The sequence below is a fragment of the Rathayibacter sp. PhB179 genome, from assembly GCF_004345345.1.
GTDB lineage: Bacteria > Actinomycetota > Actinomycetes > Actinomycetales > Microbacteriaceae > Rathayibacter > Rathayibacter festucae.
Genome location: NZ_SLVD01000004.1, coordinates 324788 through 350427, shown reverse-complemented (window position 1 = coordinate 350427; position 25640 = coordinate 324788). Strand labels below are relative to the sequence as shown.

Here is a 25640-nt window from a genome sequence, read left to right as displayed (position 1 = left end):
GCCGACCGGTCGAGAGGCGACCGGGAGAGCAACGCGACCTCTCCGCGGACGCCGTCGCGTCACTCCGCTCGCGGCAGCGCCACCCCCATCCGGTAGAACCGGTCGGCCGTCCCCGCGAACACCGCGAGCCGCTCAGCCGGTGAGAGCTGCGCCGTCAGCGCGTCGAACGCCGAGTACAGCTCGGTGAAGGAGCTGTAGAGCCCGTCCACGGGGAAGTTGCTGCCGAACATCGACCGGTCCGGACCGAAGACCTCCAGGGTCTCGAGGACGAACGGCGCGATCGACTCCCGGGTCCAGGAGTGGTCGTTGGTGCCGAGCGCCGAGATCTTGACGACGGTGTTCTCCTGCGCGGCGACCGCGGCCAGGCCCGCGCGCCACTCGGCGACCGACTCCGGATCGCGCCCGATCGGCATGCCCAGGTGATCGAGCACGATCGCCGTCTCCGGGAAGTCCGCGGCGAGCGCCGCCGCCTCCGCGAGCTGCGCGGGGAACACCTGCAGATCGAACGAGAGCCCCAGCCCCTGCAGCCGGCCGAAGTTCGCCCGCCAGACCGGATCGCCGAGGACGTCGCCCCGGTCCCGGTGGCTGTAGACCGGGTCCTGGTGCCAGTTCAGGATGTCGCGGACGCCGCGGGTGACCGCGAACGCGGCGTGCTCCTCGAGCAGCCGCGGCGCCTCCGGATCGAGCAGCGACACGTGCGCGACGTGGACGGTCGGCACCGTGCTCTCCCGGGCGAGCGCGTCGATCCACGCGGTCTCGGCGAGCGCGTCGGCGGCCCCGTTCTCGACGTGCACCGAGGCGAGCAGCGTCACGTCGCAGGCGTCCGCGCGGTAGTCGTCGACGCTGTAGGAGCGGCGGAGCGGGCGGTCGTCGCCGTGGTAGCGGAACGGCTCGGCGGGTCCCTCCAGCCACGGGTACGAGCGACGGAGGTCGGTGAGGTGGTGGTGCGCGTCGATGACGACGAGGTCAGGCATGCGGCTCCTCCGGTCGGCGGGTGAGCCCGGCGAGCGTGCGGTGCACGCCGGTGTGGTCGAGGTCGCCGTCGCCCTCGGCGATCATCCTCTCGAACAGCGCGGTCACCGCGGCGGTGGTCGGCAGCGCGACGCCCTCGGCGGCGGCGGACTCGGCGACGAAGCGCAGGTCTTTGAGCTGGTTGCGGGCGCTGCCGCCCTCGGCGAAGTCCTCGTCGAGCCACTTGCGGCTCTTCTGCTCCAGCACCGCGGTGCGCGCCAGCCCGCCCTGCAGCAGCTCGACGACCGTCGCCGGGTCGAGACCGGCGCTCCGGGCGAGCAGCAGCGCCTCCGACACCACGGCGACCGTGCCGGCGACGACGATCTGGTTGCAGAGCTTGGCGGTGGCACCCGCTCCGCTCGGCCCGAGGTGGCGGACCGTGCGCCCGAGCCGCTCGAAGACGGGGAGCACGCGGGCCACCGGCTCGTCGGCGCCGCCGACCATGATGCTGAGCGTCGCGTCGCGGGCGCCGACCGTTCCGCCGCTGAGCGGGGCGTCGACCACCTGCACACCGTGCTCCGCGGCGAGGCGGCGGGCGAGCCCCGCGACCGCGACCGGCGAGATCGTGCCGTGCACGACGAGCACCGGAGCGGCGATCCCCGCCGCGCGCCAGCCCGCGAGCAGGCCGTCCTCGCGCTCGAGCAGCGATTCCACCTGCACCAGATCGGGCAGCACCGTCAGCACGACATCGCCGGCCGCCGCCGCAGGGGTCGGCGCGACCACGGCGCCGAGCTCCGCGAAGGGCGCGGCCCGCGACGCCGTCCGGTTCCACACCGTGAGCGCCCCGCCCGCGAGCAGGTTCCGCGCCATCGGCGCCCCCATCGGCCCGAGGCCGAGCAGCGAGAGCCTCACGCGCCGGACCCCGCGGGCGCCACGTCGGCGAGCTCCTGCGGTGCGACGTCGTCGAGCAGCACCCGCGCCTCGAAGCCGAGCAGCTCGCGGGAGCGGGTCAGGTCGAGCCCGACCGCGCGCCCCTCGAGCCGCCCGCGCGGGACGTCCGGGGCGATCGCGTCGAGCGCGTCCGCGGTGCTCCCGCGCAGATAGGTGAGCGGAGCGGCGACCAGGATCCCCGGCGCCGGCGGTGTCTCGTGCAGCAGCGCCGCGAGCACGGCCCGCGCCGAGTCGGCGGCGTCGAGATAGCTCCAGCCCTCCGCCGCCTGCCGTCGCGGGTCGGCCGCCAGCACCGCTCGCAGGTGCGCGCCGAACACGCGGCCGCCGTCCACGGTGATGTCGCGGACCAGCGGGTAGCGCAGCCCGGTGAGGCTCAGCCCCCAGGTCGCGTGCGCCATCCGCGCCGCGTCCTCGGTCGCGAGCTTCGACAGCGAGTACTCGTCCGAGATCCGCGGCTGCGCGTCCTCGGAGTAGGGGAAGACGGGCGGCAGCACCTGCTCGGCGCCGAGCGGGTAGCCGTTCGCGTTGATGCTCGAGGCGTAGACGACCTCCGCGGCCCCGGCCCCGGCGGCGGCGGCGAACACCGCGAAGCTGCCCACCGCGTTCACCCGGTAGGTCTCGACCGCGTCCGCCATGCCCAGCCCGGCGTAGCCGCCCAGGTGCACCACCGCGTCCTGCCCGGCCACCGCTTCCGCCAGCACGGCCGGGTCGGTCACGTCGCCGACGATCGAGCGGACGTCCGCGTCCGACGCGACCCGGTCCAGGACGGTGACCACCGCCCCCTCCGCCTGCAGCGCCGCGACCGTGGGGCGGCCGATCAGGCCGCAGCCACCCGTCACCAGGACGCGGGCCCCGTCGAGCGTGGTCAGCCGCGCCGTCGCGCTCCGGCGCGCCGTCATGCGCGCACGGACGGCGTCGACTCGGTGGGCGGCGCCGCGACGTCCTCGCGCTGCTTCTTCCTTCCCCGCGAGAGCATCGGCCAGCCCTTGCTGCCCTGGTCGAGGGTGACCGCGATGAGGACGACGAGTCCGGTCACGATCTGCTCGTAGAAGCTCGGAACGTTGAGCAGCACCAGGCCGTTGGTGAGAGCGCCGAGGATCAGCGCGCCGACCAGGGTGCCCGCGATGCGGCCCTCGCCGCCCATCAGGTTCGCGCCGCCGATGACCGCGGCCGCGATCGCGGTCAGCTGGTACGGGCTGCCCGCGTCCGGCTGCGCCGCGTTGATCCGGGCGACGATCACCAGGCCGGCCAGCGCCGAGAGACCGCCGGAGATGCAGTACACCGCGATCTTCACCCGGTGCACCCGCACGCCCGAGAGCCAGGCGGTCTCCTCGCTGCCGCCGACCGCGATCACGTTCTGACCGAAGACGGTCTTGCGCAGCAGCAGCCAGGCCGTGATGCCGACGACCGCCACGATCAGCACGACGACGGGCACACCGCCGACGTAGCTGTTGAGCAGCAGGATGAACTCCTTCGGCACGTCGTAGACCGGCTTGCCGTTCGTGGCGACGTACGCGCCGCCCTGGAAGACGCTCATCGTGCCGAGCGTCGCGATGAACGGCGGCAGGTTCAGCTTGGTGACCAGCAGCCCGTTGATCCCGCCGCAGACGAGGCCGAGGACGATGCCCGCGGCCAGCCCGAGCAGCGGCGGCACCCCGCCGTTGACCAGCAGCGACGCGCTGACGATGCCGACGAAGCTGGCCATCGCGCCGACCGCGAGGTCGATGCCGCCGGTGATGATGACGAAGGTCAGCCCGATGCCGATGATGGCGTTCACGCTCGCCGACACCGCGACGTCGCGGAGATTGCCGAGGGTGAGGAAGTTCGGGTTCAGGACGCCGAGGACGACGAAGAGGACGACCGCGGCGAGGTAGATGCCGAAGGCCTGCAGGTTGAAGGAGCGGCGGGGCGGCGTGGCGACGCCCCCGGTCTCGGGGGAGGTCATGAGATTCCTTTCGCGACGCCCATGGCGTTGGTGACGATGCTGTGCTCGGTGATGTCGTCGCCGACGTGCTCGGAGACGAAGCGGCCCGCCCTCATGACGAGGACCCGGTCGCTGAGGGAGATGATCTCGGGCAGGTCGCTCGAGACGACGATCACGGCGTGCCCCTCGGAGGCGAGCTGGTCGATGAGCTCGTAGATCTCGACCTTGCCGCCGACGTCGACGCCCTTGGTCGGCTCGTCGAAGAGGAAGACGCTCGCGCCGAGCCAGATCCACTTCGCGATCACGATCTTCTGCTGGTTCCCGCCGGAGAACTGGCGGGCGTTCAGCCGGACGTCGGCCGGGCGCAGCGACATCCGCCGGCCCATCTCCTCCGCCGTCGCGATCTGCCGCTTCGTGCTGATGAACGGACCGAAGCCGTTGAGCTGCCGATCGGAGGTGAGGGCGACGTTCGCGTAGGCCGGGGTCTGCAGCACGAGTCCCTGGTGCTTGCGGTCCTCCGGGATGAAGGCGATCCCCGCGTCGCGGCTGTCGCGCGGCGAGCGCACCTTGAGCGTGCGGCCGGCGAGCCGGACCGTGCCCTCGCTGCCCTCGTCGGCGCGGATCAGCGCGCGGAGGAACTCGGTGCGCCCCGAGCCGACCAGGCCCGCGATGCCGACGACCTCGCCGCGCCGCACCTGGATCGACTCCGGCCCGACGCCGCTCGGGTGCGTGACGCCGGAGGCTTCGAAGTGCACCTCGGCGTCCGCGGCGACCGGGTGCCGCCGCTCGAACGAGAGCAGCTCGCGCCCGACCATCCGCCGGACGATGTCCTCGGAGGACGTCTCGGTGATCGGCGCGTCGTAGGCGGGCCGCCCGTCGCGGAGGACGACGACCGTGTCCGAGACGCTCATCACCTCCGGCATCTTGTGCGAGACGTAGATCACGCCGACGCCCCGCCCGTGCGCGATCTCGCGCACCCGGGTCAGCACGCCCTCGACGTTGTGCTCGAGCATGCTGGTCGTCGGCTCGTCCAGAGCGACGATCTTGGCCCCGAAGGCGAACGCCCGCGCGATGGTGAGCGCGTGCCGCTGCGCCGGGCTGAGCCGGCCGACCGGCGTCCGCCCGTCCATCGGGAAGCCCATCCGGTGGACGTCCTGGAGGGCCTGGTCGAGGTCGTCCTGAGCGGAGGCGCGCTGCGTGCGCGTGCGCCCGAGCAGCAGGTTCTGCGTCACCGTGAGCTGGGGCACGATGGCCGGCTCCTGGTGCGCGATCCGCACCCCCTCCGCGAGTGCCTGGCGCGAGGTGTACTCCATCCGCCGCACGCCGTCGATGGTGATCGAGCCGCGGTCGGGGCGGAGGGCGCCGCCGAGGATGTTGAGCAGGGTGCTCTTCCCCGCGCCGTTCTCGCCCGCGAGCGTGCGGATCTCCCCGCGTTCGAGGGTGAAGCTCACGCCGTCCAGGGCGCGGACGCCGGGGAACGACTTCGCGATGCCGCGGACCTCGAGCAGATGCTCGGCCATGTTCCGTCTTCTTTCCTGATCGAGAGGGGCCTTGCCGGGAGTGCGCTCCGCCGGAGGGTCTCCGGCGGAGCGCGGGGGTCAGCCGCGGGTCACGGCATCCCGGTCTCGTAGTCGGCGACGTTCTCGCTGTCGATGATGAAGGCGGGCACGTCGATCCAGCCCGGCACCTCCTTGCCGGCGAGGAGCCAGAGCGCGGCGTCCACGCCGGTCGCGCCCTCCGTCGTCGGCAGCTCGCTGACGGTGGCGGTGTAGTCGCCGGCCAGGATCTGCTTCTTGGCCTGCGGGATGCCGTCGGTGCCGACGAGGATCACCTTCCCGGTGAGGCCCTTCGCGTCGATGGCGGCCTGCACGCCGAGCGCCATGCCGTCGTTCTGCGAGTAGAACGCCTTGATGTCGGGGTTCGCCGTGAGCATCGTGGTCGCGATCTCCTGCGCCTTGGTCTGGTCCCACGAGGCGGTCTGCGAGGCGACGAGCTCGAGGTTCTCGTGCTTCGCGAGCGCGGCCGTGAAGCCGTCGCCGCGGTTGATCGCGTTGGAGGAGCCGGGGTCGCCCTCGATCATCGCGACCTGGCCGCCGTCCGGCAGCAGGTCGGCGATGTAGTCCGCGGCCGTGGCGCCGATGGTGGTCGCGTCGGGGCCGACGTAGACGACGCCGGGGACGTCGCTCTTCGCGTCGTTCAGCACGACGGCCGGGATGCCGTCGGCGAGGGCGGACTCGAAGACCGAGTCGAGGCCGGTCGCCGAGATGGGCGAGGCGAGGATCGCGGTGCAGCCCTGGTTCATCGCGCTCTTGGCCTTGTCGAGCTGCTCGGTGATCGAGGACTCGTCCGTGACGTCGAAGGTCTGGTAGTCGACGCCGAGCTCCTTCGCGCGGTTCTCGAAGCCGTCGCGCTCGTAGCCCCAGAACTCGTTCGAGAGGGTGCGGGTGATGTAGCAGAGCTTGGCGCCGTCGGGGACGGCCGGGTCGCCGAGCGAGGAGGTGACCTCGTCGACCGGGGTCTGCGCGGACGAGTCGACGAGCGACACGATGTCGGCGCCGGAGCCCCCGGCGGCGGCACCTCCGCCGTCGCCGTCGGGCGAGGCCGAGCAGCCGACGAGGAGCGTCAGGGAGGCGAGCCCGGCGAGGGCGGCGCTGGTGGCGCGGGTGGCGCGGGTGGGGAAGGACATGGGAGGGGGCCTTTCGTCATCGGAAGGTGGGGCGGGGTCGTGCGGGGTCGCGGATCGCGAGGGTGGTGCGGAGGCGGGCCGGGCGGAGGACGCGCCCGGCCCGAGGGGGTCAGGAGGCGAGCAGCGCCTCGGTCTCGCGGCGCAGCTCGAGCGCCTCGGCGAGCGACTCGTCGATGATCACGTCGTCCCATCCGACGGTCGCGCCCTGCGCGATGTCGTGGCGCAGCTCGACGTGGTGGGCCAGGGCGACGGGGAGCGCCCCGATGGCGACCGAGTGCTTCGCGGAGACGAGCTTGCCGTAGACGGTGAAGCCGCCCTCGCCGTCGAGGAACTCGCCGGCCTTGAGGTCCTTCTTCGCGGTCGCGACGACGTCGCCGTAGAAGCCCTCGGGGTGCCCGGTCGAGATCCCGCGCAGCGCCGCGTTGGCGATCGACACGTTCAGCTCGAGGCCGACGTAGTGGTACGGCCGGTAGAGCGCCGCGTACTGCTTGGTCGGGTCCGGGTGCCACGGGTACTCGTCGAAGCAGGTGGACACGTAGGGGTTGGTCGCCTTGACGACGACGTAGACGCCCTCCTGCGTGTTGTGCGGGATGAGGGAGCCGTCGCGGTTGACGCTCGACATCACGTCGACCGTCCCCTCGTGGTCGAGGGCGCCGCCGATCGAGCTCGGCCGGCTGATCGTCGCGATCTCCTCCACATCGCCCGGCGTGAACGTGAGGCCGGAGTCGGAGGGCACCAGGCCCGCCGCGTTCGCGACCGCCGCCATCTCGATCGCGGCCTTCGTGCCGTCGCGGAACGAGGTGTGCATGTACGGGTTGAGCTGGCCGGAGTCGGTCAGCTCCTTGCTGAACTCCCAGTTCTCCCAGACGTTGTCGGGGTTCATCTGGTGGTAGTGCTCGAGGTACTTGGCGCCCTTGCCGGCGCAGACGACGTCGAAGCCGCTGGTGCGGGCCCAGTCGACGAGCTCCATGATCAGGGCCGGCTGGTCGCCGTAGGCCATCGAGTAGACGATGCCCGCGGCCTCGGCGCGCTTGGCGAGCGCGGGGCCGGCCAGCGCGTCGGCCTCGACGGTGACCATGATGATGTGCTTGCCGGTCTCGATCGCCCGGAGCGCGTGGTGCACGCCGACGATCGGGTTGCCGGTCGCCTCGATGATGACGTCGATGTCGTGCTCGAAGAGGACGGCGGCGTTGTCGACGATGGTGGTCGTCCGGTTCGCGAGTGCCTCGGGGATGTCCGCGGCCATCGCCTCGGCCGGCCAGTCGACCAGCTCGAAGGCGCCGCGAGCCCGCGCGACGTTGACGTCGGCGATGGCGACCACGTGGACGCCGGGGATGTTGCGCGCCTGCGAGAGGTACATGGTGCCGTAGCGCCCGGCACCGATCAGCCCGATGCGGATGGGGCGGCCCTCTCGTTCGCGATCGCCGAGGAGTTTGTACAGGTTCACGGTGGCCTCTCTGGTCCGGGGGCGCACGGACGCAGAGGGCCGCCTCGGGGGCGGAGGACGTCGTCGTCGTGCGCAGTCTTCGTCGGGGAAGTGCTGCTCGCCGGCCTCAGTGGAACCGGTACCAGTTTTGTACCAGCAACGATTAGAGTGTGTCAACAGCGGGCGCGGCGGCCCGGTCCGGCGCCGATACGATTGCCCGACAGCTGGGGAGGAACCGTGCAGAAAGCACCGACGATCCGCGACGTCGCGCGCAGTGCGGGCGTCTCGGTGTCCGTGGTGTCGCGCGTGCTCAACGACGGGACCGGCCCGGTCGCCGTCGACACCCGGCGCCGTGTGGTCGAGGCGATCGAGCAGCTCGGCTTCCGGCCGCGCGCCGCGGCCCGCGAGCTGAGCCACGGTCAGACCCTGTCCATCGGTCTGGTCCTGCCCGACCTCACGAACCCGTTCTTCGCCCGCCTGGCCGACAGCGTCGTCTGGGAGGCGCGCGCCCGCGGCGCCCAGGTTCTCCTGATGACGACGCAGGAGGACTCGCACGTCGAGGGCGAGTCGCTCACCAGCCTGCTCGACCGCTCGGTCGGCGGCGTCATCGCGACCCCGTCCGGCGAGAACCTCGAGAAGTGGTCGCGGCTGCGCCGGGCCGGGATCGACGTCGTCTTCGTCGACCGCACCACCCCCGGTCTCGACGACGTCGACGTGGTCAGCATCGGCAACTCCGCCTCCGCCGCCCGCGCGACCGATCACCTGCTCGCGCTCGGCCACCGCCGGATCGCGATCGTCTCGGGGCCGCTGCGCACCTCGACCGGCCAGGCGCGCGTCGCCGGCTACCGCGCCGCCCTCACCGCCGCCGGGCTGCCGATCGACGGGACGCTGATCCGCGAGGTCCCGTTCCGCGGCGACATCGGCGGCGAGGCCGTCGCCGCGCTGCTCGCGCTTCCGGAGCCGCCGACCGCCCTGATCGTCGCCAACACGGCGCAGGTGCGCAGCGCCGTGCACCGCCTGTTCCAGCTCGGCGTCGCGATCCCCGAGGCGCTCTCCGTGGTCGTCTTCGACGACAACCCGTGGAGCGAGCTCGTCACCCCGCCGCTCAGCGTCGTCCGCCAGCCGATCGACATGCTCGCCCGGCACAGCGTCGACCTGGTGCTCGCCCGGATGCAGGGCCGGATCCCCGACACCCCCCAGCACATCGAGGTCCAGGCCGACCTCGTCATCCGCTCCAGCTGCGCCGCCCCGGCGCAGCGCTGACTCCGCCCCACCACCCCTCCACGAAAGGCACTGCCATGTCCGACCCCGTCGTCGTCACCGCGATCTTCACCCCCGCCGAGGGCAAGCGCGACGCCCTCGTCGCCGCCCTCTCCCCCGCCATCGCCGAGGTCCACGGCGAGGAGGGCTGCGAGCTCTACGCGATCCACGACTCCCCCGACGGCACCATCGTCATGCTCGAGAAGTGGACCAGCGCCGAGGCCCTCGACGCCCACGGCGCCGGCGACCCCGTCGTCCGCCTGAACGCCGCCATCAAGGGCCTCGTCGCCGCGCCCCCCGTCGTCACCCGCCTCTCCCCGATCCCCGCCGGCACCGCCACCCAGGGCGCCCTCTAGCCACCCGCCGCATCGACTCGCCCGAGAAGGCTCGTTCTCCACCCCGAGAACGCGCCTTCTCGGGCGACTCGGCGCGCTCCCGGCACTCAGAGAAGAATCGGCCCTGGCGAGGGCGGCTTCTCCGGCAGCCCCGCCTCGAGAATCCGGGTCACGATCGCGACGGCGCGGTCGGCGAGCGCGTCGCCGGGGTAGAAGCTCTCGAACAGGTCTTCAGCGGCCTCCAGAGTGCCGACCTCGCAGAGACTCAGAAGCTGACGGATGTCGTTGGTATCGCGACCGGGTCGATTGGCGCGAAGCTTCATCGCGAGAAGAGCATCAGCTGATGCGACCTGGATCACGACCCCCGCACGGTCGTACACCGTCTCCCACTCGACGACCCGCTCGCCGAGAGTCGGCACCGATCCGGTCTGCTCCACCGCGAAGTTCAGCCAGTCGTCGCTCCACCCGTGCCTGCGTGCCACCTTCGCAGCCGCCCCTGTCACCACGTCATCACTGCCCGGGTTCACGTGGAGCGAGTCCAGATCCTGCGTCGTGCCCCTGTCGAAGTAGCGGAGGGCGAGGGCGGCACCGCCGACGAGCCGGATGCCCGCCGTCTCCCGCAGCTGATGGAGCTCAGCGACGAGTTCCGCGAGACCCGCGATGATGTCGTCGCGGTCGAGCGAGACGGCCACGATCACACGCTCGCGAAGGTGTCTCGCCACACGTGCACGCCGCGCCGCAGGAACTCCTCGGGCACCTCCGACTCGGGCGGCGCCGGATCCGCGGGGTCGATCTCGAGGACGACGGCGACAGGGAGGTAGCGCATGGGCCGGGTCACCCAGGCCGGGAGAGGCAGCCCCTCCTCGCCCAGACGCCAGGCGACGAGCGCGGCGATCGCCGCGTCCCACGCGCGGTTCCGCGTCGGCTCGGGCTCCGCCAGCCCCAGCACACCTCGGAGGAGCCCGTGCTCAGCGACGAGGTTGTCGTTGAGCTGCAGGAGTGCCCGCAGGGCGCGATCCCGATCCCCCACTCGCAGCCGTCCGCGGATCTCGACAGCGGCGGCCGCGGCATCGTCCCGCTGGAGGGGCAGCGCGTAGAGCCGGTGCCCCGCGCCCGCCAGGACGCGCTGCACCGTGCTGAAGTCCGCGTCTCGGCCGTTCTCGATGCGCGAGATCCGGGCCTGATCGACATCGGTCAGGTCCGCCAGCTGCTGCTGCGTGAAGCCGCGGCTGGAGCGAGCGGAGCGCACGGCGGTCGAGCTCTCCGTCATCAGCACACCTCCACGATCATGTCTCCAGAGACATAATCTACTCGCCTCGACCGCGGTGCGGGGAACGGCGCGGTCGACTCCTCAGAGGAGCAGTACGCAGCCCACCCGGCGGACCGCCCTCAGCGCGGACGCGCCACCGACGCGCGCTCGATCAGGCGCGTCTCGAGCTCCAGCCGTGTCGCGCTCGAGGACAGCGGCCGGGCCGCGCGGTGCGCCTGGTGCAGCATCCGGAAGGCGGCGGCCCCCATCTGGGCGATCGGCTGCTGGATCGTGGTCAGTGGCGGCGTCGCCCACGCCGACTCCTGCACGTCGTCGAAGCCGATCACGCTGAGGTCGTCCGGGATGCGCAGGCCGGCCAGGTCGGCCGCGTCGTAGACGCCGAGCGCCATGGTGTCCGAGAGGGCGAAGAGCGCGGTGGGCCGGATCAGCGCGTCCGCCAGCATCGCGGAGGCGACCACCCGGGAGCGGTCGCGGTTCCAGCCGCCGTAGACCACGCGCTCCCGCGGCAGCGGCACCCCGGCATCGCGCAGCGCCGTGCTGAAGCCGTCGAGCCGGGCGCTGCTGTAGAGCTGCCCGCGGGCGCCCGCGATCACGCCGATGCGGGTGTGGCCCTGGGCGAGCAGGTGCTCCGCCGCCATCCGGCCGCCGTCCCAGTTGGTCGCGCCGACGCTCGCCACGTCGGCGGGCGGGCGGGTGATCGGATCCACGATCACCACGGGCAGCTCGGCCGTGGTGAGCAGGTGCAGCTGCGCCGCCGTGACGTCCACGAGGACGACGATCGCGCCGAGGGACGAGCGGCGCAGGAGCCGATTGACCCACTCCCCGTCGGGCCGCGCGCGGGTGAGCACCAGGTCGACGCCGGCCGCCGCGGCCTCCTCCTCGATCCCGCCGAGCACGGGACCGATCCAGGTGCCGTCGAGGTGGCCGACCACGACGTCGACGATGTGCGCGACGTGCGGGTCCTCCGCCGGCGGGCGCAGCCGCGGCCGGCGCCGGTAGCCGAGCTCGTGCGCGGCCTCCATCACCCGCAGCCGGGTCGCCTCGGAGACGTCGGTGCCGCCGCTCAGCACCTTGGAGACCGTCGGCACGCTCGTCCCCGCGCGCTCGGCGATGCGCGCCATCGTCGGCCGGGGAGCGGCACCGCTGTCGTCCATGCCCCCACTGTAGAGCAGAACGAGTTGCGAAACCCAGCCGCGAGACGACCGCTGCAAGACCCCGGATACCGCCTTGCCCACGACTCTCCGCGGGTGCAGACTGGACGCACACGGGCGGCAACGGCAACAGAGTTGCGCAACTACCGTTCGATGACGAACCGCGGAGCGATCCGCCGAGCACCCCGAGGACACCGATGACCGACCTCCCCCCGTCCACTCCCGCCAAGAGGGCGCTCGTCGTCCGCGGCGGCTGGGACGGCCACCAGCCCGTCGAGGCGACCGAGCTGTTCCTCCCCTTCCTCGCCGAGAACGGCTTCGAGGTGCGCGTCGAGGAGTCGACCGCCGTCTACGCCGACGAGGACTACCTGCGCACCGTCGACCTGATCGTGCAGTCCAACACCATGACCTCGATCGAGTGGCCCGAGTTCCTCGGCCTGCGCGCGGCCGTCGAGCGCGGCACCGGCCTGGCCGGCTGGCACGGCGGCATCGCCGACTCGTACCGCAACAACTCCGACTACCTGCAGCTGATCGGCGGCCAGTTCGTCTCGCACCCGGGCAAGCACCCGGACGAGCGCACCGGCGAGCAGTCGGACAACTACGTCCCGCACACGATCGAGATGACGGCCCTCGCGGCCGACCACCCGATCACCCAGGGCATCAGCGACTTCGAGCTCACCACCGAGCAGTACTGGGTGCTGCACGACGACTACAACGACGTGCTCGCGACCACCACGCAGGCCGTCCGCGAGTGGGACCCGTGGCACCGCCCGATCACCTCCCCCGCCGTCTGGACCCGCCAGTGGGGCGAGGGCCGCATCTTCGTCTCGACCCCGGGTCACCGCGTCGAGATCCTCCAGGACGCCAACGTCCGCACCATCATCGAGAGGGGACTGCTGTGGGCCTCCCGCTGAGAGTCGGCATCATCGGAGTCGGCAAGATCAGCGAGCAGTACCTCGCGAACCTCCCGACCTTCCCCGGCCTCCGCCTCGTCGCGGTCGCCGACCTGAACACCGCGCGTGCGCAGGAGGTCGCCGACGAGCAGGGCGTCCGCGCCCTCTCGGTCGACGAGCTGATCGCCGACCCCGAGGTCGACGCCGTGCTCAACCTGACCATCCCCGCCGCGCACGTCGAGATCGGCACCCGCGCGCTGAAGGCCGGCAAGCACGTCTTCGCGGAGAAGCCGCTCGGCCTGAACCCCGCCGAGGCCGCGCCGATGCTCGACCTCGCCGAGGAGCTGGGCCTGCGCTTCGGCAGCGCCCCCGACACCGTGCTCGGCACCGGCGTGCAGACCGCGCGGCAGACGCTCGACTCCGGAGTGATCGGCACGCCGATCGCCGCGCAGGTGCACTGGGCCGCTCCCGGCCACGAGCGCTGGCACCCGGCGCCGGAGTTCTACTACCAGCCCGGCGGCGGCCCGCTGCTGGACATGGGCCCGTACTACCTGACCGCGCTGGTGCACTTCTTCGGCCCCGTCGTCCGGGTCACCGGTCTCGCGACCCGCTCGGACCGGCCGCGCACCATCGAGTCCGGCCCGCGCGCCGGCACGCCGATCCCCGTCTCGATCGACACGCACATCAGCGCGCTGCTCGAGCACGAGAACGGCGTCACCTCGACCGTGATGGTCAGCTTCGAGGTCTGGCGCACCCGCGCGCCGAAGTTCGAGATCTTCGGGACGGAGGGCACCATCGCCGTCCCCGACCCGAACATGTTCTCGGACCCGGTCGAGGTCGCGGTGCGCGACGAGGACTGGCGGGTCGTCCCCGACTCCGCCGGCGTCGTCGACACCGGGCGCGGCGTCGGTCTCGCCGACATCGCCGAGGCGATCGAGGAGGACCGGCCGCACCGCGCCTCCGGCCGCCTCGGGCTGCACGTCCTCGAGATCATGGACGCGATCCTCCGCTCGAGCGCCGAGAAGGCGGTCGTCGAGATCGAGTCCAGGGTGGAGCGGCCCGAGCTGCTCCCGCTGCGGACCGCCGCCGGCGAACCGGTCGGCGAGCCCGTCCGCGCCTGACTCCGCCCGCGCCCGCAGGCACCACCCGACCCGTCCCGCGCCGGCCGCGACCTCTTCCTGGTCGCGGCCGGCGCGCCCCTTCCGAGGAGACCCCCGATGACAGCACCCCTCCGCGTCGCCATGATCGGCCACGCCTTCATGGGCCGCGCCCACGCCCAGGCCTGGCGGACCGCCCCGCGCTTCTTCGACCTGCCGCTGCAGCCCGAGCTCGCCGTCGTCGTCGGCCGCGACGAGGGCCGCGCGCGGGCCGCCGCCGAGAACTTCGGCGCGGCCGAGTCCTCGATCGACTGGCGCGCGGTGATCGCCCGCGACGACATCGACCTGATCGACATCTGCACCCCGGGCGACCAGCACGCCGAGATCGCGATCGCCGCCCTCGAGGCCGGCAAGCACGTGCTCTGCGAGAAGCCGCTCGCGCGCTCCGTCCCCGAGGCGCGGACGATGACCGAGGCGGCCGCCGCCGCGACCGGCTTCGCGATGTGCGGCTTCAGCTACCGCCGCACCCCGGCGCTCGCCCTCGCCAAGCGCTTCCTCGAGGAGGGCCGGCTCGGCGAGATCCGGCACGTCCGCGCGCAGTACCTGCAGGACTGGCTGAGCGACTCCGAGGGACCGCTGACCTGGCGGCTCGACAAGGAGAGGGCCGGCTCCGGCGCCCTCGGCGACATCGGCGCGCACAGCATCGACACCGCGCAGTGGCTCACCGGGCAGACGATCGACGGCGTCTCGGCGATGCTGCGGACCTTCGTCACCGAGCGCCCGGTCCTCTCCGCGCAGGCCGGCCTCGGCGGTCGCGCCGAGGAGGGCGCCGAGCGCGGCCCGGTCACCGTCGACGACGCCGCGCTGTTCACCGCGACGCTCAGCGGAGGGGCCGTCGGCGTCTTCGAGTCGACCCGCGTCGCCACCGGCCGGAAGAACGCCAACCGCATCGAGATCAACGGCGAGACGGGCTCGATCGCCTTCGACTTCGAGCGGCTGAACGAGCTCGAGTACTACGACGCCCGCGACCCCGTGGACGCCCAGGGCTTCCGCACCATCCAGGTGACGGAGCCGGTGCACCCCTACGCCGCCGCCTGGTGGCCGACCGGGCACGGGCTCGGCTACGAGCACGTCTTCAGCCACCAGGTCGTCGACCTCGTCACGGCGATCGCCGAGCGCGTCCAGCCCACGCCCTCGTTCGCCGACGCCCTGCAGGTGCAACAGGTGCTCGACGCCGTCGAGCGCAGCGCCGCGGACGGCTCCCGCCTCACGGCCGTCGCCTGACCGGGGCGCCCTGACCGGGGCATCCTGACCGGGGCGTCCCGACCGGGGCGTCCTGACGGAGACGCCTCCGCGGGCGGTGGCCGAAGGGTCACCGCTCGGGGAGACGCCGCCCGATCGCACCCTCCGTCGAGGCCGCTCGCGGCCGTCCGCCCTGCCGCGTCGGCCCTCCTCCGATTCCCGACACGGCCGCGGACCCCTTTCGGGGGGAGGGAGGCCGGGGGACCCCGTAAACTGGGGACCTGGGGGGTCGAGTGGGTCCCCCGAGTGGGGGAGTGCTGCAGTGGGGATCGGTTTCCGGACCGCAGGAGAGCTGCGCGTCCTCGCGGGTGCTCGCCTGCACCCCGTCGTGGGCCCGACGCTCAGCCGCTCCCTCAGCCGCTCCCGGCTCTCGGCCGGGCTGTCGATGCCCAGCGGCCCCGGTCTCGTCCGGCCCTCGCCGCTGGCGCAGCCGTGGGAGGCGCCGCTCATCCGCCTGATCCGCGCGGGCGCCCCCGCCGCCGAGCTGCACGAGGCGACCGCCGCCTCCCCCGAGGGCTCGAAGCTCGCCGCCGTGATCGAGCTGGTCCGCGACGCGCTCTCGCGCCGGGAGGACGACCGCGCCCTCCGCCTCGCCGGCTGGCTGGTGCGGATGCGCTACGACCCGGCCGCCGATCCGTTCCTCCGCCGCTACGGGATCGTCCTCACGGCCCACCTGCCGCTCAGCGCCGGACTCGACATCGACGTCCCGCTCGACGCGACCGCGCTGCGCCTGCTCTTCGCCGAGCTCGCCGCCGCGGACGACCCGGCCGGCGCCACGGCCGCCGTCGAGACGCTCCCGCCCTCGACACTGGCCGCCTCGACGCTCGCCTCGCTCTACTCCGCCCGGCGGCGCTGGGGCGACATGGCGCAGTTCTCGGCGCCGGTGGTCAACGTCGACGCCCCGTCCGCCGCGGTCCTCATCCGCCGCGGCGTCGCCCTGCGCGAGCTCGGCCTGATCGAGAGCGCCCTCGAGGCCTTCGACCGCGTGGTGCGGCCCAACGTCACGACCGCCCGACCCGTCGAGCTCCGGATCGAGGCCCTCTACGAGCGGGCCAGCACCCACCTCGCCGATGGCCGGCGTGCCCCGGCCCGCCGCGACCTCGAGCGCGTCCTCGCCCAGTACCCCGAGAGCGCCGAGGCCCACGAGCTGATGGCCGCCGTCGGCCGCTGACCCACCCGCCGTCGCCCCCCTCCCCACTCCTCAAAAGTTGCGGTAGTCGCCAGCGAGTACCGCAACTTCTGCTGAATGGACTGCCGTCGCCGGATCATGCGGGCGAGAAGCCCGCGCAGCGGGCACCCCCTGCTGATCGAGAAGCCAGCGCAGCAGGCACCCCATGCTGATCGAGTAGCCCGCGCAGCGGGCGTATCGAGATCCCCCCACCGCAGGCAACGGAAAGGGGCGCCCCCACCGGGAACGCCCCTCCACCTCCGAGCCTTCGGCTCAGCCCTCGGCCTTCGAGGGCTTGCCCTCGGCGGGCAGCACCTCGACCGGGGTGTCGCGCGGATCCTCGCCCTCGGCCTGCGAGGGCTTGTCGGCCTGGTCGTCCGGGTCCTCGACGGGGCTCGGGGTCTGGTCGCTCATCGCAGTCCCTCCGGCTCGTCCGAGGTGGCGGACGGCTCGGGGTGCGCCTCGAACTCCATCCAGGCCCGGTCGAGCGAGGCCTGCGCCGAGGCGGGCTCGCTCGCGAAGTAGCCGTCGTAGATGGCGCGTCCGCCGTGCTCCGGCAGGTCGCCGCGGCCGGCGTAGGTCTGGGCGAGCTCGCCGACCTCGTCGTCCCTCTTCTCCTGGTCCCGCAACCACGCGGGGAAGGTCTGCGTCATGGTGACACCTCTCTCTCCTCCCTCCAGACAATCCCTCCGATCGGCGGGCTGCAAGCCCTTGCCCCGGACGTTCGCCCGCCGCGATCAGGGGCCGCGAGCACTGCGAGGATTCCGGTATGGACAGCAGCGAGCACCCCCGGCCGGACGTCACGACCGTCGACATCGTCGGTGGAGCCGAGCCGCTCGCGGTCGGGCTGCACGCGTACGACGAGGGCTGGGCGGAGGCGTTCCGCGAGCACCAGCGGCGGATCGCGCAGGCCCTCGCCGCGCTGGACGTCGCGATCGAGCACATCGGCTCCACGTCCGTGCCCGGCCTGGCCGCGAAGCCGATCGTCGACATCGCCGTCGCGGTCCCCGACATCACCGCGGAGGAGGACTACCTCGCCCCACTGCTCGCGGCCGGTTACCGGCTGCGCGTCCGCGAGCCCGGCCATCGCCTCGTCCGCACCCCGGAGCGGGACGTGCACGTGCACCTCTACGCCCGGGGCGACGCCGCGATCGAGGAGTACCTCCTGCTCCGCGACCACCTCCGCCGCGACGCGGCCGACCGCGCCCTCTACGAGGCGACGAAGCGCTCGCTGATGGAGCGGTACTGGGCCGACATGAACGCCTACTCGGACGCCAAGACCGAGGTCATCGAGGCGATCAAGGCGCGGGCGCGAGCCGCACGCGGCGACACGGCGACGTCGGTCTCGACGCCGGCCTGAGCCCCGGTGCGTCGCCTCGCGCCGGTTCGCCGAACGGCGTTGCCCACCGCGCCGCCGTCGCGTGAGGCTGAACGGATGCATGCCGACGAGTACATGTCCCCCGAGGAGCTCCCCGAGCCGCCGACGCTGGACGTCGTGACGCGGTTCTTCCGAGGTCCGCTCTTCACCCTCACGCCGCAGCCGTCCCTGGAGGAGTGGGTGTCCTCGGCCTCGGCGCGCGATGCGGGCGGGGTGATCCTCTTCGACGAGGCCTCGATCGGCTACACCTTCTGGCGCAACCCGGACGACCACGACGACCCCGCGAATCTCGAGGAGCTCGGCGGCGAGCCGAGGCCCTCGCTCGACGTCTCGCCGACGCGCCCCGTGCCCGAGTGGATGGCGGAGATCGCCGCCCGGATGCCGTACCCCCAGCTCTGGGACGCGGTGCGGACGAGCGTGGCGGAGGAGCACTCGCCGTGGCAGAGCATCGAGTTCGCGCTCCTCGAGCACGTGAACCGCGTCCTGAGGAGCCGCCTCCGCAGCGAGCGCGCCGGTGGGAGCGACCCCGGCGAGCTCCTCGGCCCCGCGATGGACCTCGGCGTCGAGCACGGCGTCCCGCTCCTCCTCGACGGGCGGTGGGTCCCCGGCATCCGGATCGACACCGACCCGCACGTCCTCGGCGTCGGCGCCCACCTCGGCGACCGCTTCCTGACGGCCGTCGTCGACCGCGACCGCCTCCCCTTCCTCGACTTCACCTTCGTCACCCGCCACGCCCGCGGCTGAGCACCGTTGCTGGTCGACCAGCCCGCGCAGCGGGCCCCCCTCATGCTGGTCGAGTAGCCCGCTCCGCGGGCGTATCGAGACCCACCATCACCGAGAGCCGAGTCTGCAGAACACACGTGCTGATGGCGTCGGGTCTCGATACGCCCCTGGCGGGGCTACTCGACCAGCATGCTTCCGCCGAGCACCGCGGAGCGACCCGCCCCCCTGTGCTGGTCGAGTAGCCCGCTCCGCGGGCGTATCGCGACCCGCCATCGCCGGACCTCCGCTCGCCTCCTCCCGCCCGCCGCCGCTTCGCGCCGGCTCACCGCCCGCCGTTGCGCCCGCCGCGCCGCCGCGGCACCCTCGGAGGATGTTCTACGACGAGAGCGCCCGCCTCGAGGACGTCCCGGTCCCGCCGACCCTCGACGAGGTGGCGCGAGCCTTCCCGGGCCCGCTGTACGGCTTCGTTCCTCAGCCGTCGCTCGAGCCGTGGACGTCCGGCACGGCGTCGAGCTCCTCCGGCGGACGCGTCGAGATCGAGTCCGTGGCGATCGGCTACACGCTCTGGCTGAACCCGGACGACCACGACGACCCCGCCAACCTCGCGGAGCTCGACGACGAGCAGCGCGCCTCGCTCGACGCCCCGCCGGTGCACCCGCTGCCCGACTGGATGACCGCGATCAAGGCCCGGATGCGCTACCCGTGGCTGTGGGAGGCGGTGCGGACGACCGTCGCGCACGAGCCCGCCCCGCCGTGGCACTCGGTCGAGAGCGTGCTCGTCGAGCACGTGAACCACATCCTGAGGAACCGGTTCCACGCCGTGCGCGTCCGCGGCCGGCTCCCCGGCGAGCTGCTCGGCCCCGCGACCGAGAAGTGCGTCGAGCACGACGTCCCGCTCCTCCTCGACGGCCGCCCGGTCCCCGGACTCCGGATCGACACCGACGCGCACGTCCTCGGCGTCGGCGCCGACCTCGGCGACCGCGTCCTGACGGCCGTCGTCGAGCGCGACCGCCTCCCCCTCCTCGACCTCGCCTTCGCCACCCTTCCTCCGCTGGTCGAGTAGCCCGCGCAGCGGGTCCGTTCGCTGGTCGAGTAGCCCGCGCAGCGGGTCCCTTCTGCTGGTCGAGTAGCGCGCGCAGCGGGCGTATCGAGACCCACCCTCGCCAGGGGTCGAGTCCGCAGAACCCACGTGCTGACGGGGTCGGGTCTCGATACGCCCCTGCGGGGCTACTCGACCAGCGTGAATGGGGCTGAGCACTCCCGCTGGAGACCCCCTGCTGGCGAGCCGCCCGCGCAGCGGGTCCTTCTGCGGGTCGAGCAGCCCGCGCAGCGGGCGTACCGAGACCCCCGACCCGCACCGTTCGGCCGGGGCTCCCCCGGCTCAGGGCGCAGCGAGGTGGAGCCGGTCGTCGCACCAGCTCGCGATCGCGGGGTCGTGGGTCGCGACGACCACGCTCGCGCCGTGACCGGCCAGCTCGGTCAGCACGTCGAGCACGGTCTCACTGTTCTCGGCGTCGAGGGCGCCGGTCGGCTCGTCGGCGAGGACCAGGGTCGGGCTCTTGACCAGCAGCCGGGCGAGCGCGACCCGCTGCTGCTCGCCACCGCTCAGCCGGGCGACGCGCTCGCGGCCCCGCCCCGCCAGGCCGACGCGCTCGAGCGCGCGCTCGAACCGGTCGCTGCGGCCGCGCCGCTCGCCGAGCGCGATCGCGAGGTTCTGCTCGACGGTCGCGGTGTCGACGAGGGCGTAGCTCTGGAAGAGGTAGCCGAGCCGGTCCCGCCGGAAGCGCCGGCGGCCGTGCGCCCGGAGGCGGGTCAGCTCCTCGCCGTCGACCTCGATCGAGCCCGAGTCGGGGGCGTCGAGGAGCCCGAGGCAGTTGAGGAGCGTCGACTTGCCGCTGCCGCTCGCGCCGGTGAGGGCGAGGGTGCTGCCCGAGGCGACGGTCACGTCGAGTCCGCTCCACAGCGTGCGTCGGCCGTAGCCCTTGGCGAGGTGGGTGGCGAGGATCACGGGAGGACTTTCCGTTCGGTCGGGAGGGAGGAGTGGAGCGGGGAGCGCATCAGGTGTCGACGACGGGCGAGCGGCTCGCCCTCCGGTGGGCGAGGGCCAGGCACGCGAGGAGGAGCGCAGCGCTGGCCGCGACCACGCCGATGTCCAGCGCCGTCTGCTCGAGCAGGAAGTTCTCGGTGTCGACCGTGCCGAGGTCGATCACCGTGCGGACGTCCTTCGGATCGCGGAACCATTGCGGGACGACGGCGAGCGCCAGCGTCGCGGTCAGCAGCACACCCTCCAGCAGGAGCCCGCTGCGGTGCGCCGTGAGCGGTCCGAGCCCGGACAGCCGGTGCACGAACGCCCGCTTGCGGTCCTTCTCCACCAGCACCACCGCCGCGACCAGTCCGGTGAGCAGCACGACGATCCCGCCGCTCACGAACCCGATCACGTTGATCACGTGGGCGCCGAGCGCCCGCCGGTACTGCTCGTTCGCCTGGTACGCCACTGGAGTGATGGAGGCCACGAAGGGGGAGAGACCGCCCACCTCGATGGCGGCCGGGAGCGCCGCGGGTTCGGTGAAGATCACTCCTCCCTGGGTGATCACCGCGACCAGCTCGGAGGCGGCGAGCACCCCGACCGATGGCAGAACGACGACGACCGGATCGACGAGCTCGGGCTCCGGGCGGAAGCTGTGCTCACCGGAGCCCAGGGTGACGAGGACCTGCCCCGACGGCACGACGTGCTCCGCGACGGGAAGACCGACGGTCCCCGGTGCCGGATCCGAGACGCTCGACTGCGTGTCCTGCCAGGAGTGCAAGTCGGCCAGCACGGACAGCCGGTACTCAGCAGACGTGTCCTCCGGCTCGAGGACAGTGAGGACGCCGTCGGGGACCTCGGCCATCCGGCGCCCGTCGTCGCCGAGCACCTCGACCCTCCGGAGGTATCCCTCATTGACGAGCAGCACGTTTCCCTGGTCGCTGAGTCCCGGCGTGACGAAGATCACCCCGCCGGAGGCTTCCTGCGAGACGGCCAGATCGGCCAGTCGCCGATCAGCGGCGTGGTACTCGGACGGGCTCAAGTAACCGCCGATGCCGATCGTGACCGCGTCTTGCGCGACACTCCGGAGCTCGCGGCTGCGCCCCTCGACCTCGGCGACCCGGGCGCTCTGCCCGAGCGCGGCGACGATCGCGAGGAGCACCAGCACCGCCGGGACCCGGACCGCGTAGACGCCGAGCAGCACCCACCAGCCGTCGATCTCACCCTTCACCTGGTCGACGAGCCGGCGGCCGTCGGTGAGGGCGATCGCGAGGATCTGCGCGACGACCGCGGCGAGCAGGAGGAGCGCGAGCAGCCGGCCGGAGAGCGCGAGGACCGTCGGCAGCTGCGCGAGGCCGTTCAGAGCGGCCGTCGCGAGAGCGACCGCCGCCACTCCGCCGACGGAGAAGGCGACCACCGGGAGCGCGAGGAAGCGCCACTCCGCGAGCAGGATCTTGAGAAGCCCCGCGCCATGCAGCCGCTGCACCCCGTGCGCCCGGCTCCGCAGCAGCGTTCCCGCTCCGACCAGGACGATGACGGCGAGCAGCGCGACGGCGAACGAGCGCATCAGATCGCCGTATTCGCGGTACGTGTCGACGTCGATGCCCGAGGCGTAGGGCGCGACCCGGCCCGACCAGCCGCCGTTCTCGATGACAGCGAGCACCGCCTCCGCATCCGCTCGATCACCCCCGACCAGCCAGGCCCCGCGAGGATCGAGCAGGCCGAGGTCCTGCAGCGGCGCGACCGTCGTCGTGATCGCGGTGTCGACAGCGCCGTAGCCGTCGCGGAGCAGCTCCGCCGCGGTCCCCTCGCCTGCGACGTAGAGGTGGCGCACGGTCGCCGGATCCACCGAATCCTCGGCGTAGCGGACGATGTCGACACCACGATCGTCCGCCAGCGCCGTGAGGTCACGGTAGACCTCGCTCGCGGAGACCCGGGGTGTCGCGTCCTGCGACACGACGAGCTGCCAGCCCCCGTTCCACACCGGGCCACGCGCATCGAAGGCGCGAATGAACAGGACGGCGAGCACCGCCGCCAGGACGACGGCCAGCACATAGCCGAGGACCACACTCTTGCTTCTCACAGCTCTCCCGCTGTCAGGGCGGGCGAGGCCGAAGCCCCGCCCGCCTCTCGATCAGGACTCAGCAGACGTCGTAGTACGCGGAGTCGACCTCGAACGTGCGAGCGGGTGCACTCACCGAGGCGTCCCGGCCCGCAGCCTTGCAGCCGGTGCGGTGGTACTCGCCGTTGAAGACTGTCGCCTTGTGCGACCGCGAGTCGTGCTGATACGACGACAGCACGGTCCCGCCGGTCGTCCCGTGGATCCACGTCCCTCCCTCCTCGGGGTGGGACACGGTGTACGCCGCTGCGACCGGCGCGATCAGCATCGCTCCGGTGAGGGCGAGACCGGTGATGAAGGACCGGCGGGAGCCGGGTGCTCGGAAGGACATGGTGAGACCTCTCTGTACTTCGGACCGCCGTCGCCGAGACCGGCGAGGCGGGCTGCGCTGCGGCAGCGAGGGAACCGTATGCCCGAACCCATACTGATCTGATCACATCGACGAGGCATCCGGACGACTCGGCGCGTTTCAGTGCCTGTGGAGGAGCCTCAACGCCTCCGCGCACCTCTCCGCACCCCGGCGACCGGCCGGGCAAGCGCATACCCGCCCCCGCCTCGCGCTCGGCGGCCGGAACCGCCCCCGCGCGGGAGTACCGTGACGCCATGACAGCGCAGGACGACATCGGTGCGGAGCAGGCGCCCGCGAAGGACTTCTCGCACGAGCAGGAGGGCTATCAGCACGGTCTGAAGCCCCGCCAGCTCCAGATGATCGCGATCGGCGGCGCGATCGGAACCGGCCTCTTCCTCGGTGCCGGCGGCCGCCTCAACTCCGCCGGCCCGGCCCTCGCGATCGCCTACCTCGTCGCCGGCGTCTTCGCCTTCTTCATCCTCCGCGCCCTCGGCGAGCTCGTCCTGCACCGCCCGTCGTCGGGATCGTTCATCTCCTACGCCCGCGAGTTCTACGGCGAGAAGTTCGCCTACGCCGCAGGCTGGATGTACTTCCTCAACTGGGCGATGACCTCGATCGTCGACACCACCGCCGTCGCCGTCTACCTCAAGTACTGGTCGGCCTTCACCGCGGCGCCGCAGTGGCTCCTCGCCCTGATCGCGCTGCTCGTCGTCCTCGCCGCGAACATGGTCGCGGTGAAGGTCTTCGGCGAGCTCGAGTTCTGGTTCGCGCTGATCAAGGTGACGGCGCTGGTCGCCTTCCTCGTCGTCGCACTGATCTGGCTCGTCTTCGCCTTCCCGGTGCAGGCGGGCGGCGAGACCGTGCAGACCGGCGTCTCGATCCTCGGCGACAACGGCGGCATCCTCCCCAACGGCCTGCTCCCCGCGGTCCTGGTGATGCAGGGCGTCGTCTTCGCCTACGCCGCGATCGAGCTGGTCGGCACCGCCTCCGGCGAGACGCAGGACACCGAGAAGGTCATCCCGCGCGCGATCAACTCGGTGATCTTCCGGATCGCGATCTTCTACGTCGGCTCGATCGTCCTGCTCTCGCTGCTGCTGCCGTACACCGCCTACAAGGAGGGCGAGAGCCCCTTCGTCACGTTCTTCTCCTCGATCGGCGGGCCCGAGGTCGGCACGATCGCCGGCTCGATCATGAACTTCGTGGTCCTCACCGCGGCCCTCTCCTCCCTCAACGCCGGCCTGTACTCCACCGGTCGCGCGCTGCACTCGATGGGCATGAACGGCTCCGCCCCGAAGTGGACGACGCGGATGTCGAAGGGCGGCGTCCCCTACGCGGGCATCCTGCTCACCGCGACCTTCACGGTCGCGGGCGTGGTGCTGAACTACTTCGTGCCGAGCCAGGCGTTCGAGATCGCGCTGAACATCGCGAGCCTGGGCATCATCACGGCGTGGGGCACGATCATCCTCTGCCAGATGCGGCTGCGGCAGTGGGCGAAGAAGGGTCTCGCGAAGGAGCCGTCCTTCAAGCTCCCCGGCGCTCCGGTCACCTCCTGGCTGACGCTCGTCTTCCTGGCCGTGGTGCTGGTGCTGATGGCGATCGACTTCCCGGTCGGCACCCTCACCATCGCCTCGCTGGTGATCATCGTCCCGCTGCTGGTGGCCGGCTGGTTCCTGCAGCGCGGCCGCATCCTGCGCATCGCGGAGCTGCGCGACGGCGTGACGGGGCCGTTCCCGGTGACCGGTCGCGACCCGTCCGCTCAGGTGCGGCGCGACCGCGACGGCGAGAGCTGAGGCCCGCCGGACCGGCGCCCCGCCCGCGCGCCCACCGTTACTCTCGATCGCGCGGGCGCCCACGCGTCGGCGGAACGGGAGCGGCATGGCCACGGTGGACTCCGCGGAGCGGCGCGCGCGCCTGATCGAGCTGCTCGAGCGCGACGGCGCGATCCGCCTCGACGACGCGGCGACCGAGCTGGACGTCTCGACGATGACCGTCCGTCGCGACCTGGCCGACCTCGAGGCGGAGGGCCGGCTCAGCCGGGTCCGCGGCGGCGCGGTCGCCGCGCTCCGCCCCCGCCCCTTCGCCGAGCGCCTGGCCGCGGGCGCCGCCGCCAAGCGCGAGATCGCCCGCAAGGCCGTCGCCCTGCTGCCGGACTCGGGCGCGATCGCGGTCGACGCCTCCTCGACGGCCGGAACCCTGCTCGCCGCCGCCCCGGAGTCGCCGCGGCTGCTGATCGCCACCAACTCGCTGGAGAACCACGCCTCGGCCCGCGCCACCCGCGCCCGGGTCGTCCTGATCGGCGGCGAGCTCCAGGCCGAGACCGACAGCTTCGTCGGCCCGCTCGCCTGCGCCGGCGCGGCCGAGCTGCACTACGACCGCTTCTTCACCTCCGCCTCGGCCGTGACCCGCTCGGGCACCAGCGAGGTGACGCTCGAGGAGGCGCAGGTGAAGCGCGTGCTGGTCGCCGCCTCCGCCGAGACGGTGCTGCTGGTCGACTCCTCCAAGCTCGAGCGCACGGCCCTCGCCCGCGCGCTCGACTGGGACGCGATCGCGGTGCTCGTGACCGAGCTCGACCCCGCGGACGAGCGCCTCGACCCGTTCCGCGGCCTCGCCGACGTGCGCTGACGAGCATTG

At 72.6% G+C, this 25640-nt stretch carries 26 protein-coding genes; 11 read left to right on the top strand and 15 right to left on the bottom strand.

Annotation, left to right across the window (positions count from 1 at the left end):
* Positions 1-59: 59 nt before the first annotated feature.
* The 7 genes from EDF43_RS11090 to EDF43_RS11060 form a co-directional block, all read right to left on the bottom strand.
* Entirely contained in the window at positions 60-974 is a 915-nt protein-coding gene (locus tag EDF43_RS11090) for an amidohydrolase family protein (RefSeq protein ID WP_132436860.1), read from the bottom strand.
* The gene (locus EDF43_RS11085; RefSeq protein WP_243646280.1) at positions 967-1863 is read right to left on the bottom strand and encodes an NAD(P)-dependent oxidoreductase; all 897 of its coding nucleotides are present in this window, start codon (positions 1861-1863) and stop codon (positions 967-969) included. Before EDF43_RS11085 ends, EDF43_RS11090 begins: the two co-directional genes overlap by 8 nt.
* Positions 1860-2801 (bottom strand): NAD(P)-dependent oxidoreductase, encoded by a 942-nt coding sequence (locus EDF43_RS11080; protein ID WP_132436858.1) that lies wholly within the window; start codon positions 2799-2801, stop codon positions 1860-1862. Before EDF43_RS11080 ends, EDF43_RS11085 begins: the two co-directional genes overlap by 4 nt.
* Complete coding sequence (locus tag EDF43_RS11075; RefSeq protein WP_132436856.1) at positions 2798-3847, bottom strand: ABC transporter permease; 1050 nt, start codon at positions 3845-3847, stop codon at positions 2798-2800. The genes EDF43_RS11080 and EDF43_RS11075 overlap by 4 nt, the downstream gene beginning before the upstream one ends.
* Positions 3844-5346, bottom strand: coding sequence for a sugar ABC transporter ATP-binding protein (locus tag EDF43_RS11070; RefSeq protein ID WP_132436854.1), 1503 nt, complete (start codon positions 5344-5346; stop codon positions 3844-3846). Before EDF43_RS11070 ends, EDF43_RS11075 begins: the two co-directional genes overlap by 4 nt.
* A gap of 89 nt (positions 5347-5435) precedes the next feature.
* Positions 5436-6512 (bottom strand): substrate-binding domain-containing protein, encoded by a 1077-nt coding sequence (locus EDF43_RS11065; protein ID WP_132436852.1) that lies wholly within the window; start codon positions 6510-6512, stop codon positions 5436-5438.
* A 109-nt stretch (positions 6513-6621) separates the two neighbouring features.
* Entirely contained in the window at positions 6622-7959 is a 1338-nt protein-coding gene (locus tag EDF43_RS11060; protein ID WP_132436850.1) for a Gfo/Idh/MocA family oxidoreductase, read from the bottom strand.
* 216 nt (positions 7960-8175) lie between these two features.
* On the opposite strand from EDF43_RS11060, the gene EDF43_RS11055 reads away from it, so the two are divergent.
* Together EDF43_RS11055 and EDF43_RS11050 are read left to right on the top strand one after the other, a co-directional pair.
* Positions 8176-9201: a LacI family DNA-binding transcriptional regulator gene (locus tag EDF43_RS11055; protein WP_123736347.1), complete on the top strand. Its 1026-nt coding sequence runs from the start codon at positions 8176-8178 to the stop codon at positions 9199-9201.
* 35 nt (positions 9202-9236) lie between these two features.
* Entirely contained in the window at positions 9237-9554 is a 318-nt protein-coding gene (locus EDF43_RS11050) for a putative quinol monooxygenase (RefSeq protein ID WP_123446903.1), read from the top strand.
* Between the two features lie 86 nt (positions 9555-9640).
* Here EDF43_RS11050 and EDF43_RS11045 read toward each other — a convergent pair whose 3' ends face one another.
* The 3 genes from EDF43_RS11045 to EDF43_RS11035 form a co-directional block, all read right to left on the bottom strand.
* Positions 9641-10225: a hypothetical protein gene (locus tag EDF43_RS11045; RefSeq protein WP_132436848.1), complete on the bottom strand. Its 585-nt coding sequence runs from the start codon at positions 10223-10225 to the stop codon at positions 9641-9643.
* A 2-nt stretch (positions 10226-10227) separates the two neighbouring features.
* Positions 10228-10803, bottom strand: coding sequence for a helix-turn-helix domain-containing protein (locus EDF43_RS11040; RefSeq protein WP_132436846.1), 576 nt, complete (start codon positions 10801-10803; stop codon positions 10228-10230).
* A gap of 119 nt (positions 10804-10922) precedes the next feature.
* Positions 10923-11957: a LacI family DNA-binding transcriptional regulator gene (locus tag EDF43_RS11035; protein WP_207901695.1), complete on the bottom strand. Its 1035-nt coding sequence runs from the start codon at positions 11955-11957 to the stop codon at positions 10923-10925.
* Positions 11958-12151: 194 nt separating this feature from the next.
* Between EDF43_RS11035 and EDF43_RS11030 the strand changes: the two genes are divergently transcribed.
* The 4 genes from EDF43_RS11030 (at position 12152) to EDF43_RS11015 (ending at position 16417) form a co-directional block, all read left to right on the top strand.
* Positions 12152-12868, top strand: a complete 717-nt coding sequence (locus tag EDF43_RS11030; RefSeq protein ID WP_127887624.1) for a ThuA domain-containing protein — start codon at positions 12152-12154, stop codon at positions 12866-12868.
* Positions 12853-13968, top strand: coding sequence for a Gfo/Idh/MocA family oxidoreductase (locus EDF43_RS11025; RefSeq protein WP_123732622.1), 1116 nt, complete (start codon positions 12853-12855; stop codon positions 13966-13968). Before EDF43_RS11030 ends, EDF43_RS11025 begins: the two co-directional genes overlap by 16 nt.
* Before the next feature lie 96 nt (positions 13969-14064).
* Complete coding sequence (locus EDF43_RS11020) at positions 14065-15228, top strand: Gfo/Idh/MocA family oxidoreductase (protein WP_132436844.1); 1164 nt, start codon at positions 14065-14067, stop codon at positions 15226-15228.
* 280 nt (positions 15229-15508) lie between these two features.
* Positions 15509-16417, top strand: a complete 909-nt coding sequence (locus EDF43_RS11015) for a tetratricopeptide repeat protein (RefSeq protein WP_132436842.1) — start codon at positions 15509-15511, stop codon at positions 16415-16417.
* A 270-nt stretch (positions 16418-16687) separates the two neighbouring features.
* Here EDF43_RS11015 and EDF43_RS21805 read toward each other — a convergent pair whose 3' ends face one another.
* Both EDF43_RS21805 and EDF43_RS11010 read right to left on the bottom strand, forming a co-directional pair.
* On the bottom strand, positions 16688-16828 hold the full coding sequence (locus EDF43_RS21805) for a hypothetical protein (protein ID WP_159421935.1): 141 nt from the start codon (positions 16826-16828) through the stop codon (positions 16688-16690).
* Positions 16825-17067: a hypothetical protein gene (locus EDF43_RS11010; protein ID WP_123706469.1), complete on the bottom strand. Its 243-nt coding sequence runs from the start codon at positions 17065-17067 to the stop codon at positions 16825-16827. Before EDF43_RS11010 ends, EDF43_RS21805 begins: the two co-directional genes overlap by 4 nt.
* Positions 17068-17183: 116 nt before the next feature.
* Here EDF43_RS11010 and EDF43_RS11005 point away from each other — a divergent pair, with 116 nt between their 5' ends.
* From EDF43_RS11005 to EDF43_RS10995, 3 genes are all read left to right on the top strand, one after another.
* Positions 17184-17774, top strand: a complete 591-nt coding sequence (locus tag EDF43_RS11005; protein WP_132436840.1) for a GrpB family protein — start codon at positions 17184-17186, stop codon at positions 17772-17774.
* Between the two features lie 75 nt (positions 17775-17849).
* Positions 17850-18536 (top strand): hypothetical protein, encoded by a 687-nt coding sequence (locus EDF43_RS11000; RefSeq protein ID WP_132436838.1) that lies wholly within the window; start codon positions 17850-17852, stop codon positions 18534-18536.
* 349 nt (positions 18537-18885) lie between these two features.
* Entirely contained in the window at positions 18886-19578 is a 693-nt protein-coding gene (locus EDF43_RS10995; protein WP_132436836.1) for a hypothetical protein, read from the top strand.
* Between the two features lie 318 nt (positions 19579-19896).
* Here EDF43_RS10995 and EDF43_RS10990 read toward each other — a convergent pair whose 3' ends face one another.
* Genes EDF43_RS10990 through EDF43_RS10980 form a run of 3 tightly spaced genes read right to left on the bottom strand, consistent with a single transcriptional unit; the run spans position 19897 to position 22991 of the window.
* Complete coding sequence (locus EDF43_RS10990; RefSeq protein ID WP_132436834.1) at positions 19897-20523, bottom strand: ATP-binding cassette domain-containing protein; 627 nt, start codon at positions 20521-20523, stop codon at positions 19897-19899.
* Positions 20524-20572: 49 nt separating this feature from the next.
* Entirely contained in the window at positions 20573-22624 is a 2052-nt protein-coding gene (locus EDF43_RS10985) for a hypothetical protein (RefSeq protein ID WP_132436832.1), read from the bottom strand.
* Positions 22625-22682: 58 nt separating this feature from the next.
* Positions 22683-22991 (bottom strand): lactococcin 972 family bacteriocin, encoded by a 309-nt coding sequence (locus tag EDF43_RS10980; RefSeq protein ID WP_132436830.1) that lies wholly within the window; start codon positions 22989-22991, stop codon positions 22683-22685.
* A 272-nt stretch (positions 22992-23263) separates the two neighbouring features.
* Between EDF43_RS10980 and EDF43_RS10975 the strand changes: the two genes are divergently transcribed.
* Together EDF43_RS10975 and EDF43_RS10970 are read left to right on the top strand one after the other, a co-directional pair.
* On the top strand, positions 23264-24799 hold the full coding sequence (locus EDF43_RS10975; RefSeq protein ID WP_132436827.1) for an amino acid permease: 1536 nt from the start codon (positions 23264-23266) through the stop codon (positions 24797-24799).
* Positions 24800-24884: 85 nt separating this feature from the next.
* The gene (locus EDF43_RS10970; RefSeq protein ID WP_123736361.1) at positions 24885-25631 is read left to right on the top strand and encodes a DeoR/GlpR family DNA-binding transcription regulator; all 747 of its coding nucleotides are present in this window, start codon (positions 24885-24887) and stop codon (positions 25629-25631) included.
* Positions 25632-25640: the final 9 nt, after the last annotated feature.